This is a genomic window from Bacillus sp. FSL R9-9530 (assembly GCF_038008145.1).
Classification (GTDB): domain Bacteria; phylum Bacillota; class Bacilli; order Bacillales; family Bacillaceae_G; genus Bacillus_A; species Bacillus_A mycoides.
The window spans coordinates 1,079,946-1,095,727 of sequence record NZ_JBBOYO010000001.1; the positions used below are offsets into that span (position 1 = coordinate 1,079,946).

Below are 15,782 nucleotides of genomic sequence, written 5' to 3' on the forward strand. Positions count from 1 at the left end.
TTCTATTTTTGTAACATCTAATTTGAAAAAATAGAGTAAATAACAAATAAATGATAAGATTATTCTGAAAATAATCAAGGAGGGATACCAATGCTTACAAAAGAACAAGTCGCAAACTTATTTCGAAATTTTTCAATCCAGGAATGTAAAGGATCAAGTGATTTATACGAATACTTATCAATGAAGATTTCTGAAGATGAGGAAGTGCTTACACTATCTTCCTACGCTCAAGTAGGACAACCAATCCCAAACTTATTATTAGGTGCAGTACATTATTTATTGCTAAAAGGGAAAGACCATCATTTAAAAACGTATTATAGTAGCTTAGTTGAAAATGCTAAAACAAATTTAGATAAAGCTTTTGAACAATTTAAAGATTTCTGTAATGAGTACCGAGAAGAAATCATTACTTTATTACAAACGAAACTCGTTCAAACGAATGAAGTAAGACGATGTGCATACTTATACCCAAGTTTCTGTTACATATTTAACAAAGTGAATAAACCGTTAGTGGTAATTGAAATTGGTACAAGTTCTGGATTACAACTGTTCTGGGACCAATATAGCTATTCGTACGGAACAGATGAAACATATGGAAATATAAATTCGAATGTACATTTAACCTCTGAAATAAGAGGGGAGAATGTGCCCCGTTTTCTAAAACAAAGTCCACCTGTCGTAGAAAGAATCGGGCTTGATTTACATGTGAATGATTTACATAATGAGGAAGATTATTTATGGATACGTGCACTAATTTGGCCAGAACATAAAGAAAGACTTGAACTGTTCGATCAAGCAGCATCTTTAGTTAAAAATGAATCCGTCCGATTAATAGAAGGAGACGGTGTAGAGCTGTTGCCATCTATTATTGAACAAATAAGTGAAGATGCTGTTATCTGCATTTTCCATACACACGTCGCAAATCAAATACCTAAGCAAGTAAAACATGCGCTAGAAAAACAAATTAAAGAAATCGGTGCAAAACGTGATGTATTCCACCTATATAACAATATGTGGGACCGGGACCTTCATATTGATTATTATATTAACGGAAACGAATATTGTGAAACTGTTGGGGAAACGGAAGGGCATGGGAGATGGTTTAGTTGGGGATTGGGGGATAAGAAGCTATGCTAAAGTAAATCTAATAATTATGGGTTTCATCACCAAAATTCGTAATTAAAATAGCTGATGGAAGACACTCCATCAACTGTTTTTTACTTTTCATAAAACTCATTAGGTATCTAAGGTAAGCGTCAAATATTCCTCACCTACAAGTTGTAAATAGCCCATGAGATTCATCTTCTTACATCCAAGGATTTAAAGAAATTGGATTATTAAAACCTGACAGGTGTCAAAAAAGAACCTACCGGTTAATCAGCTATATTACTGGTTCAAGAAATTATTACTTCAAACGGAAGAGCCGAAGGAAAGTAAATGTTTAAAATGAATATATAATACATGCGAGAAAGAGCACAATTTGATAGGGGGGGGCTTCCAAATGCATATGGATGAAAGAATGAATTTGCAGTTAACAAGCCAGGCTCTTCAGGTAATGAATAACGGAATTGCTGTCATAAGTCATGATGGAATCATCACATTCAGCAACCAACCATTCTGCAGCATGTTACATAAAAAAGAAAATGAAATAATAGGTAAGCATATATCAACGATTATTCCTGATCGTAAAAAGCTAGTAGTGAATCAAAATGATAGTTTGTACAAGTACGAGTGTAAGGTGGGCAACCAAGTATTGATTATGAATGAATCCCGTGTATATCAGAGCGGGAAAGAAGATGGATCAATTGCCATTTTGGAAAACAAGGAAAAAAGTATACAGTCCTTGGAAAGTATCATCAGTCGGTATGAAAATGCCTTGAATTTACTGTCGGAGTGTATTCTAGGGGTAAATGAACAAGGGATTGTCAATTTTTTAAGTGGTTCTTATGCACAATTTTTAGGGATTGATGATCCAAAGGAAGCGATAGGTAAGCATTGTACGGAGGTTGTTGAGAATACGAGGATGCATATTATCGTGAAGACGGGACAGGTGGAAATTGGGCATATCCAGCGTATAAGTAATCGGAATATTATCGCAACTCGCATACCTATTGTTAAGGACGGTGAGGTTATTGGTGCGATTGGTAAAATTATGTTTCATGATATACAGCAGTTTAAAGCTTTGGGGGATCAGATTAGTGCAATGGAATCAAAGTTATCTTACTATCAAACTGAATTACAGCGGTTGCAAGAAGGTAGGTTGTCCTTTCAAAGTATTATAGGAGAGAGTGCGAAAATGAAAGAAGTTAAAACGATGGCCTTGAAGGTTTCTAAAAGTCGGTCTACCGTTTTGATAAGAGGAGAGAGCGGTACAGGGAAGGAGCTCTTTGCGCATGCGGTACATCGTGCAAGTCCGCGTGCTAGGGGTTCATTTATTCGTTTGAATTGTGCTGCGATTCCGAGGGATCTTTTGGAGGCTGAATTATTTGGATACGAAGAGGGGGCTTTTACAGGAGCGAAAAAAGGTGGTAAGCCTGGGAAGATTGAGTTGGCCCATAAGGGAACGTTGTTTTTAGATGAGATCGGTGATATGTCTTTGGACATGCAGGTGAAGTTGCTGCGTGTGTTGCAAGAGAAAGAGATTGAAAGAATTGGTGGTACGAAAATTCAAAAGATTGATGTCCGTTTCATTGCGGCGACACATCGAAATCTTCGTGAAATGGTGCAAAGAGGGGAATTTAGGGAGGATTTATATTATAGGTTGAATGTGTTTGCGATCGATATTCCTCCGTTACGAGAGAGAAAGGAAGATATGATACATATAATGGAATTTTTAATTCGGAAATTGAATGGGGAGCTGGGTAGTAGCGTTCTTTCATTGGATGAGAGAGTAAGGAATATATTCATGGAGCATGATTGGCCAGGCAATATTAGGGAGCTAGAGAATGTGTTAGAACGAGCGATGAATGTTATAGAAGGAATGATTATTCAAGTGCATCATCTTCCTGTATATTTGCGGAAAAAAGATTTGGAAGAAGAGTTATATCATGAAATATTTGCGGTGGATCAAGAGAAGAATGAGATGAGTTATTCACTGCAGGAGGAAGTGGAATCGGCTGAAAAACGGGCGATTACAAGGGCTTTGGAAAAGACAGCTGGAAATATAAAAGAGGCAGCCAAGCTTTTAGGGATTCATCGGGCTAGCTTATATCGAAAAATAGAAAAATATGGAATTTAGTGAAAGGAAGCAAAGGGCAAACAGGCCCTTTTTTTGTTTGGTTTGCAGTAATACATACTGTCTCTTTTTTGCGACACTTTCTTATAGATGCGACATGATCGTAATCATTTGTAGCGCAAATGCGACATATGAAGGTGGACATGTAAGGGAGACTTGGGGTATGTCCCTGAAGGAATAAGGGAATAGAGAATGAGTCGATTTTTGGCATGTTTCTTGCTATATAAATAAAAAAGATTATAGCAAGAAGGGATGGAATTCAATGCTGGAAAATCACAGTTTGCCACATTTTATTATGCAAAGTATTGAAAAAACACCAAGTAAGGTCTATTTACAATTTGAAGAACAAAGAGTTACGTATGAGGAGCTCTATCATCGAATTACAAAAGCTGCAGCGGGATTTTGTGAGCTCGGTATTCAAAAAGGGGATAAGGTTTGTATTATGCTTCATAACGCTCCTGAATATCTGGATGTATGGTTTGCTTTATCTTTTATAGGAGCAATTGCGGTGCCTCTGAATGTGCATTTAAAAGGGGAAGGTTTGCAGTATATTTTATCTCACTCTGATTGCAAGCTGATTATCGTTGATAAGGAATTTGTTCCTCAAATTGCTTCTTGTTTGCCATTTATACAAAGGGACATTCAAATTGTCGTTTACGGAAATGATGAAAGCGCAATCATTTTGAACGATGGTAAAGAACCGCTGGTAATCGAATTGAAAGATGTACTGAATACAAATAATCATCACCTTCCAACTGAATTTGTTTCCTCCTCTTCTATTAACAGTATTCTTTATACCTCTGGAACGACTGGATTACCTAAAGGGGTCATGTTAAGTCATTCTGCCTATGTAAATTCTGCGCAGTCATTTGCCACCTATATGGTTGGCGCAAGTTCGAAAGATATTTTATTTACAGCGCTGCCGTTATTCCATATTAACGCCCAGGCCCATACAGTACTCGGTGCTATTTCTTCCAATGCGACAATTGCTCTTGGCAAGCGGTTTAGTGCTTCTGGATTTTGGGATGAAATTCGCGGTCATGGCGCAACCATTTTTAATTCTTTAGGATCTATGATTCCTATTCTCTGCAAGCAACCAGAAAAGGAAAACGATAATGAAAATTTTGTAAGGGTGACGGCTTGTGCTGCTACGCCTAAGGAATTTTGGAAGCCGTTTGAGGAGAGGTTTGGCGTCCAGATTGTAGAAGGTTACGGATTAACGGAAACGACGGGTTTTTGTGTAACGAATCCATTGAATGCCAATAAGCCGCCTTCTATTGGAAAGCCTTATTCTTACGTAGAGACGAAGATTGTCAATGAGGATGGAAATGAAGCGCGGACTGGTGAAATTGGAGAGATTTTTATACGTTCCTTACAGGGACAAGCATTCATGGAAGGCTACTATAAAATGCGGGATAAAACAGAGGAGGCGATGAATGAGGGATGGTTCCATACAGGAGATCGCGGTTATCTAGATGAGGAAGGTTACTTATATTTTTGCGATCGAATCAAACAGTGTATCCGGAGGCGTGGAGAAAACATCTCCTCTTGGGAAATCGAAAAAGTCGTGAATAATCACCCGAAAGTACTTGAATCAGCGGCCATCGGTGTTCCATCGGAAGTGGGAGAAGAGGATGTCAAATTATATGTGATTGTAAAGAAAGGAGAAACGATGTCCCATGAAGAGATTATAGATTGGTGTCAAGAACGTATGGCTTACTTCATGGTGCCGCGATATGTTCAGTTCAGTGAAACTTTCCCAAAAACCGCGACGGAACGGATTCAGAAGTTCAAGCTGAAGGAGGAAGGAATCAGTACTGCTTGGGATCGCGAACAGGTCGGCTATGTAATTAAAAGAACGAGTTGATGTGTTGAAGGGTAGTAAAACAGTTTGCTTTTTATCTCATTACATATTGGAAAGAAGGGATTTCATTGGAAAATAAGCGGGTTGTTACATGGGCGAAAGAAAAAGGAATCGCGACGATTATCATTGATAATCCTCCTGTGAATGTACTGAGCTGTGCTGTGGTTGAGCAACTGACGGTGGTGGTCGATGAAATCGAACGGGATGATGAAGTAATTGCTGTACTTCTAACTGGCGCTGGAGAAAAGGCCTTCGTTGCAGGAGGAGACATCAAGTCATTTCCGGAATGGATTGGGAAAGGGAATGAATATGCAGAGGGAAAATCATTGTGGCTTCAGAATCCATTAAATAAAATAGAAAGATTGTCGAAGCCTGTAATCGCTGCTATTAACGGATTAGCGCTTGGGGGCGGGTGTGAATTAGCCTTATCATGTGATTTACGGATTATAGAAGAACATGCCCAAATCGGACTTCCAGAGGTGAAGTTAGGATTGTTTCCAGGTGCGGGAGGCACGCAACGTTTGCCTCGATTAATAGGAACTGCAAGTGCGAAAGAAATGATGTTCACTGGTGAACCGTTCACTGCCGAGGTAGCTTGGCGAGTTGGTTTGGTGAATCATGTTGTTCCGCGTGGCGAAGCGCTGAATAAGGCGAAGGAACTAGCCGCGAAGATGGCTCAATTTTCCCTTCCTGCTTTATCTTTGATGAAGCAATCTATCAATAAGGGATTATCTTCTTCTCTTGAGGACGGGCTAAAAATAGAAGCTGAAAATTTCGGCCATGTATTTCAAACGAGTGATGTAAGAGAGGGAGTGGAGGCTTTTATAGAAAAGAGGGTACCGCTTTTTCATCATAAATAAAATAACAAAAAGTAATGCCTGCCTCTGGCAGGTGTTGCAATAATATATATAAATATAAAAGGGTGTAAAGTAAATTTAAGAGAATCTATTTTATTGAGGGGGAATGCGGTTATGGATTTATTGATTGTATTGCTATCGCTTGGCTTGCTTATATTTGTAGCTTACCGAGGATTCTCAGTCATTTTATTCGCTCCGTTATGTGCTTTGTTGGCTGTATTTTTAACGGAACCGGCGAATGTTTTACCATTCTTTTCTAATGTTTTTATGGCGAAGATGGTCGGATTCATAAAATTATATTTTCCTGTATTTTTGCTTGGAGCGATATTCGGTAAAGTGGTAGAAATCACTGGAATAGCAGAAAAAATCGCGAAAATTATCATCCATTTTATAGGCGTGAAAAGAGCTATTCTTTCCATCGTGTTAATGGGAGCGATTCTTACATACAGTGGTGTCAGTTTATTTGTCGCAGTATTTGCGATTTATCCGTTTGCGGCGCAATTATTTCGCGAGGCGGATATTCCGAAACGTCTCATTCCAGCGACAATTGCATTCAGTGCATTCACGTTTTCGATGGATTCACTTCCTGGATCACCTCAAATCCAAAATGTTATTCCAACTACGTTCTTTAAAACAGATATTTATGCAGCTCCTACATTAGGGATTATCGGAGCACTGTTTATCTTTATATGTGGCATGCTGTATTTGGAAAGGTGTAGGAAGAAGGCTGCTGCTAAGGGAGAGGGGTACTTCGGAAAAGGCGGTGCCACTTCTGAACTGGCTGCCACAACTAGCGCACAATTGGTGCAAGCGCCTATTGTTTCCAGCGATGTTATTCCAGCTAGTTATTGGGTAGCTTTTCTTCCGCTTGTACTGGTCGGAGTGATGAATAAAGTCTTTACAGAATTCATCCCGGTTTGGTATACAAAGGGATTTGATTTTGCATCTATAGGTTTGAAGGAGTACGGAACGATTGATATGGGACAAGTCGTAGGTATTTGGTCAGTGGAAATGGCACTTCTTATCGGAATACTTGCTGCTATATTATTAAACTTCCAAGCGGTAAAAGAACAGTTTCAATCTATTACAAGCGTGGGCGTAAGTGGTTCAATCTTAGCTGCCATGAACACTGCAGCCGAGTATGGATTTGGTGCCGTTATAGCAGCTTTACCCGGATTTGTCATGATTCAAAATTCTTTGACAGGTACATTTTCAAACCCTTTAATTAGCGGAGCGGTCATGACGAATATTTTGTGCGGTCTGACGGGATCAGGTTCGGGTGGAATGAGTATTACATTAGGTTTAATGGCAGATAAATATATTGAAGCGGCAGCGAACTTTGATATTCCGTTAGATGTGCTGCATCGTGTAATTGCAATGGCAGCGGGAGGTATGGATACTCTCCCTCATAACGGAGCAGTTATAACTTTACTTGCAGTTACAGGATTAACACACCGAGAAGCTTATAAAGAGATTTTTGGTATTACGATAATTAAGACATTATCCGTTTTCTTCGTTGTTGGAGTGTACATGATGTTTTCTATTGTATAGTAGGAAGGTTGATCGGCTGTTATAAATAACGCAGCCACCAAGTTAAGATTATGTATAATGGTAAACAGAAACAGCCATCATTCCATGAAACGATGGCTGTTTGTATGTTTTTAATGAATTTCACAAAAAACTTCAATTGTAGATTGGAATTGAACTATCCCAACCTTCACTTGGTCTAGAGGAGGAGGGCTTCTCGGTTAAAATGATAAAGTCGGTAAATTTACTTGTTACAACAATGCTCTTCTACTCATCCATTGCGTCATAACCCACTTTTCACCTTTGATAACAGGTGCAGCAACTACAAGAAAATCCTCACATTGGACCCCAGCTGGCCAACATTCATAATAGTCGTGAAAACCATTTACAAACATGATTTGTCCGTTCTCAAATAGGATAACAAATATGGAGTTTCCTTACCTAATTTTATAAAAGGTTAAAAATAAACCATAATATTATTATGTAAACAAAATTGATGAATGTACAGCTTGTTAAATAGTTCAATATTTTTGATTTTTCTCTGGCTGCATAAGTATGATGTTTGTAGGAGGGGATCATATGAGTATACACAAAAAAATCATAGCGATTTCAGGAAGTATTAGGGAAGGATCATCCAACACAAACATATTAAAAACTTTAGCAGCATTTATTCCAGAAGGTATAAATTACACTATTTATAATGGGATAGAGGAACTACCTCATTTTAATCCGGATGTAGATCGAGTTGGAGCACCGGTTGTTGTTGAAGAATTTCGAAAGACATTAAGTGAAGCACATGCACTTATTATTTGTACACCAGAGTATGCAAAAAGTATTCCAGGAGTTTTGAAGAATGCTTTAGAATGGCTTGTTTCATCAGCGGAACTTTATAAAAAGCCAGTGGCTATTATAACAGCTTCACCATCAATTGCGGGAGGGGATAAAGCCCATGAATCTTTATTACTTACACTAGGTATGCTAGATACAATTGTCGTTCAAAATGGTTCGCTATTAATCCCATCTGTGCGCACTAAATTTAGTGATGATGCAAAAATAACAGATGAGGATACAAAGAAAGCTCTTATCTCTTTAGTTCAAAGTGTAGTAGACGAGATAAAGAAATAATGATTTAGTTCGTATTAAAGTGAAAATGGACTTTTATAATAATAAAAGATAAAAGCAATGCTACGGCTAGTTCAAATGTAGCATTGCTTTTTTATATATTTAAATATATGTACTCAAAATCTCCCCAGGTAATCCATCAATCTCGCAAACTTTTTCAGATGTAAAACCAACGTTTAGTAAAATCTTCCGAGAGGGGGTATTGCTCGGATCGATAATTGCCTTTAGTACGTTTACATCTGTCTGCTTCGCTATTTCAATTAATTCTCTTGCAATATAACTACCATATCTTTTTCCCCAGTGCTCTGGCAAAATCATATACCCAATTTCAGCTTCTTTTACATTATCTTCATTCACTGTTACATGTCCAAGGCCGATAAATTCATTTGTTGCACTGTCATAAACTTTATAAGACCCAAACAGTTTATGCTTTTCATTGCGCCTTAACAATTTTTCATAGTCGTTTTGTGCCTCTTCTAGCGGAATAGCACGCTCTGTAATTTGTGCCATCACTCTTTCATTTGATACGAGCTGGAAATATGGACTAAAATCTGTTGCTTCAAATTTTTTGAAATGCAGTTTATGCATAGGGTTCCTCCAAACGAATTTTTATTAGTTCTTCAGAAAAGATAAACGATAGTTAAATAGTGATCTCTATTTGATTGCCTTCCGGATCGCTTATTACACTTTCGTAATAGCCATCTCCAGTGAAACGTGGTCCATTTAATAAAGGATAACCCTCATCTTTTAATGTTGAAGTTAATTCATTTACACGTTCTTCACTACCGACAGAGAATGCCATATGTGCATAGCCAGTTATATTAAGATTAGGCTCATTTTCAATACCTTTTTTACGCATAAGTTCAATCCTCGCTCCAGATTCGAATGTAATAAAATAAGATTCAAAGTGTTTCGCTTCATTATGATATAAAGAGTTTGCTTTACCGTTAAAGTACTTTGTATAGAAAGTACGCATTAATTCTAAATCATTTACCCAAATTGCTATATGTTCGATTTTCATTCGTTTCACCAATCCTATCTTTATGTAAATTTTAAAATATGTACTCTGTAATAATTAGCGAAATTCAACAACACTAATTAGATGTTCACTTTATTAAATTTGCATGCATATTGCAAGAAATAAGAATGGACGTTAGGAAAAAGCGGATTGTAATGAAAATTTTTATTAATGGTATTAGATAATTTTTAAGTCATAACATGCATACAATGTCTAATTAAGTGAATTACGTACGTCAAAATTTCAAATAAGGAGGGACATTTGTGGGGCAATTTGAACAAATGGTGATTGTCGGTATTTCCATGTCTTTTATACTGTCTATTATGATATTAGGGTCTACATATTATAATCCTCGCCTTTGGTTAAATGATTATCCGACAGATATTCAAAAAGTAGTATTGCCAAAATCGATAAATGAAAAAAAACAAACATTTTATTTCGGAATTATTTACAATATTATTCTCTTCGGAACGCCTTTAGTTTCTACATATATACTACATCACCATGGGAAATTATTGTATATTGAAGCCTATTTACATACTTTTGGGATTGTAATGATTTTCAATTTAGTAGATTTATTAATAATCGATTGGCTTATATTTTGCTGGATTACTCCAAGATTTGCTGTTATTCCTAGTACTGAGGGAATGAAAGGATATAAAGACTATAAATTTCACTTAAGAGGTGCAATAGCTGGAACGCCATTTTTAGCAATTGTAAGTTTATTTTTGGCTGGAATTGCGACAACTATCTAGTGTGAAGTAGAAGGTCATGAAGAGTTTATAGAAGATAAGTAGATTTATAATGTATAGAATTAGAAATGAAAATTTGATAATATTGGAGTAGGAAGTTTTAAAAACAGTATATTAAGTGGTATTAATATACTGTTACAAATGTTTTGATACTCTGTGGAACCCCCTAATTTTATGGAAGGATTTCATAGAATTCAAAAAAATGTAATGGAGGCTATTATGAAAAAAATAATTGGCGCAGCAACAGCAACAGTTCTTGGATTGGGGGCTTTTACCACATCTGCTATCGCAGAAACTATCGTAACAGCGGATGTACTCAACGTACGTGAAAAGCCAACTACGGAATCAAAAGTTGTCGAAAAAGTAAAAGAAGGACAAAAGTTAAAGGTCATACATACTGAAGAAGGATGGTCAAAAATTGATTTAAATGGTAAAGAATTGTTTGTAAGTTCGGAGTATACAAAAGATATTTATCATGTAACAGCAAACCTATTAAATGTACGTACTGAAGCAAACACAGAATCAGAAATTCTTGGCAGACTGAAACAAGATGATGTAATTGAATCAACACATCAAGTAAAAGATGGATGGCTGCAATTTGAGTATAAAGGAAAAACAGCCTATGCAAATGTTTCTTTCCTATCAAGTACAGCACCAATTGAAAAGAAAGCTGAAGAGAAAACGAAGCGAGTAGCGAAAGTACAAAAAGCAGTTAAAGCAAAGGAAGAAGTAAAAACGCAGAAAGAAGTAAAAGTACAAGAAATAGCAAAAGCGAAAGAAACAACAAAAGAGCAGAAAGAAGTGAAGGTAAAAGAAATAGCAAAGCCTAAAGAAGAAGCGAAAGTAACAGAGAGAGTAAAAGTTAAGGAAGAAACGAAAGCAGAAGAAATAGTAAAGCCTAAAGAAGAAGCAAAAGTAACAGAGAGAGTAAAAGTTAAGGAAGAAACGAAAGCAGAAGAAATAGTAAAGCCTAAAGAAGAAGCAAAAGTAAAAGAAATAGAAAAAGAAGAAGCGAAAGCGCAAGAAATAGCAAAAGCTAAGGAAGAAGCAAAAGCACAAGAAATAGCAAAGGCTAAGGAAGAAGCAAAAGCACAAGAAATAGCAAAAGCTAAGGAAGAAGCAAAAGCGCAAGAAATAGCAAAGGCTAAGGAAGAAGCAAAAGCACAAGAAATAGCAAAAGCTAAGGAAGAAGCAAAAGCACAAGAAATAGCAAAGGCTAAGGAAGAAGCAAAAGCACGAGAAATAGAAAAAGCGAAAGAAGAAGCGAAAGCGCAGGAAATAGCAAAGGCTAAGAAAGAAGCGCAAGCACGAGAAATAGAAAAAGCGAAAGAAGAAGCGAAAGCAAAAGAAGCAACAAAGACACAAGAAGTATCTAAAAATAACACACAGTCTGCTAAACGTGAATTAACGGTAGTAGCGACAGCATATACTGCTGATCCAAGTGAAAATGGTACATATGGTGGACGCGTTTTAACTGCGATGGGTCATGATTTAACGGCAAATCCTAATATGAGAATTATCGCAGTGGATCCGAAGGTAATCCCATTAGGATCTAAAGTATGGGTAGAAGGTTATGGAGAAGCTATTGCTGGTGATACTGGTAGTGCTATTAAAGGAAATCGTATTGATGTTTTAATGGGTTCAAAAAGTAAAGCTATGAACTGGGGAAGACAAACTGTTAAAGTAAAAGTTTTATAATAATTATAGTTATCCAAATAGAAGTCAGTCCTCTTTATTGAGACTGGCTTTTATTTTTTACCTTAATGTGATTCGTTGGGAAAATTTGAAGGATATGTAAAAGGATAAAACCTTAATTTTGCTGCTGAGTACCGTGAGCAGTAAAAGTAACCCTATTGAATTATATAATCCTTATTTGTATTTCTGACAACCATATTGTTCTTCTATCACTATTAAAATACAATTAGATAAATAGGAGAAAAATATTCATAAAATAGTAATTGTTTTATTTAGTCTTATACTAGGGTTTATAACGTTCCAAATCCCTATAGTGTCAGAATGGATACAGAACTCAGTCTTCTTGTAAATTGTTATTATTTTATTATCGTATTCATACTAAAAAGATAACGGTGATAAGAATGAGAAAAATGATGATTAGCAACAATAAAAAATGTTTTATGTACCGAAAGTTATTAAAAGATTAGTATCGAGGATTACCTTTATAAGCGAGAAGAGGATAGAATATGACAATGGAATTATATGGCGAACATTGGGATGGAATAAAAGGGTATAGAGTAATGGAAGGGAAAGATTCATATAATCATTATTTCGGTGGTCAAGATTGTGAATTACCATTGTGTAAGTTATGCGGTGAGAAAATGCATCAAATTTTTTGTTTTGATTTGAAAGATGAGAGACTTGCTGAACTTAAAAATGCTGAATTGATTGTATTACCATTCATCTCTTGCTTGAATTGTGCGATGGTGTGGGAGCCGCAATATTTTCAATTAAGTAATGGGGGCAAAACGGTACAAATAATAAAACAAGACAATATGGAAGAGTGGATTATGGAAGCTGAGTATAAGCTACCGGTCAATCTTCCAAAAACTAATGTAAAGCTAACGAATATGAAAAATAAAGATATACCTACAGATGAAGATAGTTATTGGGAAGCTTTTGACTTATTCGGATCGGAATATGTATGTAGATTGGTAGGAGCGCCCCTATACGATGATGTTCCAGAAGATTTAGGATGTCCAACTTGTTCGAAAGAGATGAAATATGTGGCTACAATTACACAAGATCTTGAAGAACGGGAACTTATTTCAGTAGTTGATTTCCAGTTTGGGGAAATGAATATATACTATTATGTATGTAAAGATTGTTCCGTTATGAAAACTGAAATTCAAGGAACATAAAAGAATAAGACTGACATAAAAAGTCAGTCTTATTTTTGATGTGTCACATCATTAAGAATCGCATGAAAGATGTCTTTTTGAATGAAATCATCTGTAAAAATAGTTTCTTTATCAACTTCAATTGTATCGTGAGGGTTATACCATTTACTTAATAAATCCTCACCAAACTCATGTCGTTTTTCTCTTGTATTATGTCGTCTAATGGTTTCCTCTAGTGATAAATCGAAGTAATATGTATGTGCGTCGTCGTCAAAATAATGTATTAATTCTTTTAACATATCTCCATATCTACCGCTGTTTAGAATACCTTCTAAAATAACAAATTCACATTTTCCTTTTCCGTACTTCGTAATTTCAAATAGTAAATCATGAGATAAGTTACCCATTGTGTCGTGCACTTTTAACATATCTCTACGCACGACATCTTGAGAGACTAGTAGTGTCCCTTGGCCAAAATGCTCTTGCAGTTCTTTTGCGATTGTTGTTTTGCCACTTGCGGAGTTTCCTCGAAGAATAATTAATGTTGATTTCAAATTCTCATCTCCAAATTGTTTTAGTTTTTTAGGTCCTGTTACAAAAGAACTTCATTATGGGAAACATTCTTTTAGTTAGTTAAATAATAGTTTATGATACTCAGTATAGGTTGAACAGAATAATTTCTTATTGTGGGATTATGCAAGTAAAGCTGTTTGAAAAATTTACTATCCGCATATAGAAAAGTTATTATAAGAGTAACTAATAAGGAGGTGACCTATGTTATTCCAAAAGGGACAATTATTAGTTAGATACGTAATAAAAAACGATGCACCTATCATTTCAAAATGGTTAACAGATCCAGAAGTCCTGCAGTATTACGAAGGACGAGATAATCCGCAATCTGTAGAAAAGGTGCTTGATCATTTTATACATCATCCAAACGGTCATGAAAAAAGATGTTTAATAGAATTTGATGCCGTTCCAATCGGTTACATTCAAATGTATCCAGTTGATTCTGAATGGAAAGCGTTATATGGATATGAAGAATCGCAGAATGTATGGGGAATGGACCAATTTATCGGTGAACCAATCTTTTGGGGAAAAGGAATTGGAACGAAACTTGTTCAAGCAGCAATTACATACATTATGGAAAACTTAGGAGCAGAAGCGATAGCGATGGATCCTAGAGTAAATAATGAACGTGCGATAAGCTGTTATGAAAAATGCGGGTTTAAAAAGGTGAAAGTACTAGAGAAACATGAACTGCATGAAGGGAAATTAGAAGATTGTTGGATGGTAGAATATAAACAATTATAATAAATATGCAGGGGCTTATAAAAATAAAGGGAGCTGTGTGGAATGAAAAAGGCATTACTAGTTATTGATGTGCAAGCGGGTATGTATACAGCAGGAATCCCAGTACATAATGGGGAAAAGTTTTTAGAAACGTTGCAAGAGCTCATTGGGGAATGTCGTTCAAATAGTATTCCGGTTATTTATGTCCAACATAATGGACCTAAGGATCATCCATTAGAAAAAGGTACAGATGGCTGGAAAGTGCATGCGGCGATTGCACCGCGAAAAGGGGAGCTTGTCGTTGAAAAGACGACTCCAGACTCATTCCATAAGACAAACTTAAACGAAGTGTTACAAGGAAAAGGGATTGAGCATGTTATTATTTCAGGAATGCAAACAGAGTACTGTGTTGATACGACAACGCGAAGAGCGTTTAGTGAAGGGTATAAAGTAACATTAGTAAGTGATGCACATAGCACATTTGACACAGATGTATTACGCGCTGAAGATATTGTAAAACATCATAATGTTGTATTTGGATCATTTGCAGATGTTATTACGTTAAAAGATTTAAAAGTAAAAGCGTAATTACAGAAGTTGCTGTCTCTTAATGGGGCAGCTTTTTTATTTGAAGATAGGCTATCAAACGTTGTCGATAAATCGATATTTCTTGTCGAATCGTTGATATAATTTCATTCACCGTATTGATAGTACAAAAAACAAAAAGGAGCGCCACATCGTCAAAAATTCGACTGATGAGACAGCTACTTTTTTTGCATCAGTAATTATGGCTTTATTTCTTCTTATCTTTATCCAACACATTCTGTTCTTCAGCAAACTCCGTGCCATATGCAAACCGGCGATTAATTCGAATGTTATCATTGCTGTGCCTTGTGTGGGAATTAGAAAAGCGATGGACGATTACTTCTGATAATGTAAAGACGATGGCAGAAAGGATACTGCCCCATGCAATTTGCATGTAGTTGTCTAATAAAATATTACCGAAAATCCAAACACTTAAATACGTAAGTAAGAAATCCGTCATAATGGCAGCGGAATTGCCAATTCGATTTAAAATAATTTTATCAACAAACATATAAGAAACGATTGTGACGAAGAGACTAAAAGAAATGATTTGGACGAGCGTTGCTGGGAAAAATAGAGCTAGTCCGATACTAAAAGCGATGATGCATGATATAAATTTGATAAGTATTACAGTAATATCACTCAATATTTACACCTCCCATTTATACATAGTT

General features: G+C 36.3%; 15 protein-coding genes. 11 read left to right on the forward strand and 4 right to left on the reverse strand.

Annotated features, from left to right (window positions below):
- The first annotated feature begins 90 nt into the window (after window positions 1-90).
- The 6 genes from MKX66_RS05260 to MKX66_RS05290 all read left to right on the forward strand — a co-directional run bounded on the left by MKX66_RS05260 (window position 91) and on the right by MKX66_RS05290 (window position 8,608).
- Window positions 91-1,137, forward strand: a complete 1,047-nt coding sequence (locus tag MKX66_RS05260; RefSeq protein ID WP_341085723.1) for a DUF2332 domain-containing protein — start codon at window positions 91-93, stop codon at window positions 1,135-1,137.
- A 364-nt stretch (window positions 1,138-1,501) separates the two neighbouring features.
- Window positions 1,502-3,238 (forward strand): sigma 54-interacting transcriptional regulator, encoded by a 1,737-nt coding sequence (locus MKX66_RS05265; RefSeq protein WP_341085725.1) that lies wholly within the window; start codon window positions 1,502-1,504, stop codon window positions 3,236-3,238.
- Window positions 3,239-3,497: 259 nt separating this feature from the next.
- Complete coding sequence (locus MKX66_RS05270) at window positions 3,498-5,102, forward strand: ATP-dependent acyl-CoA ligase (protein WP_341085727.1); 1,605 nt, start codon at window positions 3,498-3,500, stop codon at window positions 5,100-5,102.
- Between the two features lie 65 nt (window positions 5,103-5,167).
- Entirely contained in the window at window positions 5,168-5,959 is a 792-nt protein-coding gene (locus tag MKX66_RS05275) for an enoyl-CoA hydratase (protein ID WP_002032823.1), read from the forward strand.
- Window positions 5,960-6,070: 111 nt separating this feature from the next.
- Window positions 6,071-7,507, forward strand: a complete 1,437-nt coding sequence (locus MKX66_RS05280) for a GntP family permease (protein WP_341085729.1) — start codon at window positions 6,071-6,073, stop codon at window positions 7,505-7,507.
- A 555-nt stretch (window positions 7,508-8,062) separates the two neighbouring features.
- Entirely contained in the window at window positions 8,063-8,608 is a 546-nt protein-coding gene (locus MKX66_RS05290) for an NADPH-dependent FMN reductase (protein ID WP_341085732.1), read from the forward strand.
- Window positions 8,609-8,707: 99 nt separating this feature from the next.
- Here the strand turns inward: MKX66_RS05290 and MKX66_RS05295 are convergent, their stop codons facing one another.
- Entirely contained in the window at window positions 8,708-9,193 is a 486-nt protein-coding gene (locus MKX66_RS05295) for a GNAT family N-acetyltransferase (RefSeq protein WP_151304410.1), read from the reverse strand.
- 52 nt (window positions 9,194-9,245) lie between these two features.
- The gene (locus tag MKX66_RS05300; RefSeq protein WP_078176510.1) at window positions 9,246-9,626 is read right to left on the reverse strand and encodes a VOC family protein; all 381 of its coding nucleotides are present in this window, start codon (window positions 9,624-9,626) and stop codon (window positions 9,246-9,248) included.
- A 260-nt stretch (window positions 9,627-9,886) separates the two neighbouring features.
- Here MKX66_RS05300 and MKX66_RS05305 point away from each other — a divergent pair, with 260 nt between their 5' ends.
- The 3 genes from MKX66_RS05305 (at window position 9,887) to MKX66_RS05315 (ending at window position 13,251) form a co-directional block, all read left to right on the forward strand.
- Window positions 9,887-10,378 (forward strand): nitroreductase, encoded by a 492-nt coding sequence (locus tag MKX66_RS05305; RefSeq protein WP_137077490.1) that lies wholly within the window; start codon window positions 9,887-9,889, stop codon window positions 10,376-10,378.
- 216 nt (window positions 10,379-10,594) lie between these two features.
- On the forward strand, window positions 10,595-12,073 hold the full coding sequence (gene entB / locus MKX66_RS05310) for a cell wall-binding protein EntB (RefSeq protein ID WP_341085738.1): 1,479 nt from the start codon (window positions 10,595-10,597) through the stop codon (window positions 12,071-12,073).
- A gap of 503 nt (window positions 12,074-12,576) precedes the next feature.
- Window positions 12,577-13,251, forward strand: coding sequence for a hypothetical protein (locus MKX66_RS05315; RefSeq protein WP_340775536.1), 675 nt, complete (start codon window positions 12,577-12,579; stop codon window positions 13,249-13,251).
- A gap of 29 nt (window positions 13,252-13,280) precedes the next feature.
- On the opposite strand, the gene MKX66_RS05320 is transcribed toward MKX66_RS05315, so the two are convergent.
- Window positions 13,281-13,784, reverse strand: a complete 504-nt coding sequence (locus tag MKX66_RS05320) for a kinase (RefSeq protein WP_016101180.1) — start codon at window positions 13,782-13,784, stop codon at window positions 13,281-13,283.
- A 220-nt stretch (window positions 13,785-14,004) separates the two neighbouring features.
- Here MKX66_RS05320 and MKX66_RS05325 point away from each other — a divergent pair, with 220 nt between their 5' ends.
- Both MKX66_RS05325 and MKX66_RS05330 read left to right on the forward strand, forming a co-directional pair.
- Entirely contained in the window at window positions 14,005-14,544 is a 540-nt protein-coding gene (locus MKX66_RS05325) for a GNAT family N-acetyltransferase (protein ID WP_215589799.1), read from the forward strand.
- Between the two features lie 42 nt (window positions 14,545-14,586).
- The gene (locus tag MKX66_RS05330; protein WP_215589798.1) at window positions 14,587-15,111 is read left to right on the forward strand and encodes a cysteine hydrolase family protein; all 525 of its coding nucleotides are present in this window, start codon (window positions 14,587-14,589) and stop codon (window positions 15,109-15,111) included.
- 205 nt (window positions 15,112-15,316) lie between these two features.
- Here the strand turns inward: MKX66_RS05330 and MKX66_RS05335 are convergent, their stop codons facing one another.
- Window positions 15,317-15,754 carry a YndM family protein gene (locus MKX66_RS05335; RefSeq protein WP_002032800.1) on the reverse strand — a complete coding sequence of 146 codons (438 nt, stop codon included), beginning with the start codon at window positions 15,752-15,754 and terminating at the stop codon, window positions 15,317-15,319.
- Window positions 15,755-15,782 lie beyond the last annotated feature (28 nt).

What these genes read in the sequence shown, in the direction of transcription:
- MKX66_RS05260 (WP_341085723.1), top strand. Translation starts at nt 91, where the DNA reads ATGCTTACAAAAGAACAAGTCGCAAACTTATTTCGAAATTTTTCAATC.
- MKX66_RS05265 (WP_341085725.1), top strand. Translation starts at nt 1,502, where the DNA reads ATGCATATGGATGAAAGAATGAATTTGCAGTTAACAAGCCAGGCTCTT.
- MKX66_RS05270 (WP_341085727.1), top strand. Translation starts at nt 3,498, where the DNA reads ATGCTGGAAAATCACAGTTTGCCACATTTTATTATGCAAAGTATTGAA.
- MKX66_RS05280 (WP_341085729.1), top strand. Translation starts at nt 6,071, where the DNA reads ATGGATTTATTGATTGTATTGCTATCGCTTGGCTTGCTTATATTTGTA.
- MKX66_RS05290 (WP_341085732.1), top strand. Translation starts at nt 8,063, where the DNA reads ATGAGTATACACAAAAAAATCATAGCGATTTCAGGAAGTATTAGGGAA.
- MKX66_RS05295 (WP_151304410.1), bottom strand. Translation starts at nt 9,193, where the DNA reads ATGCATAAACTGCATTTCAAAAAATTTGAAGCAACAGATTTTAGTCCA.
- MKX66_RS05300 (WP_078176510.1), bottom strand. Translation starts at nt 9,626, where the DNA reads ATGAAAATCGAACATATAGCAATTTGGGTAAATGATTTAGAATTAATG.
- entB (WP_341085738.1), top strand. Translation starts at nt 10,595, where the DNA reads ATGAAAAAAATAATTGGCGCAGCAACAGCAACAGTTCTTGGATTGGGG.
- MKX66_RS05315 (WP_340775536.1), top strand. Translation starts at nt 12,577, where the DNA reads ATGACAATGGAATTATATGGCGAACATTGGGATGGAATAAAAGGGTAT.
- MKX66_RS05325 (WP_215589799.1), top strand. Translation starts at nt 14,005, where the DNA reads ATGTTATTCCAAAAGGGACAATTATTAGTTAGATACGTAATAAAAAAC.
- MKX66_RS05330 (WP_215589798.1), top strand. Translation starts at nt 14,587, where the DNA reads ATGAAAAAGGCATTACTAGTTATTGATGTGCAAGCGGGTATGTATACA.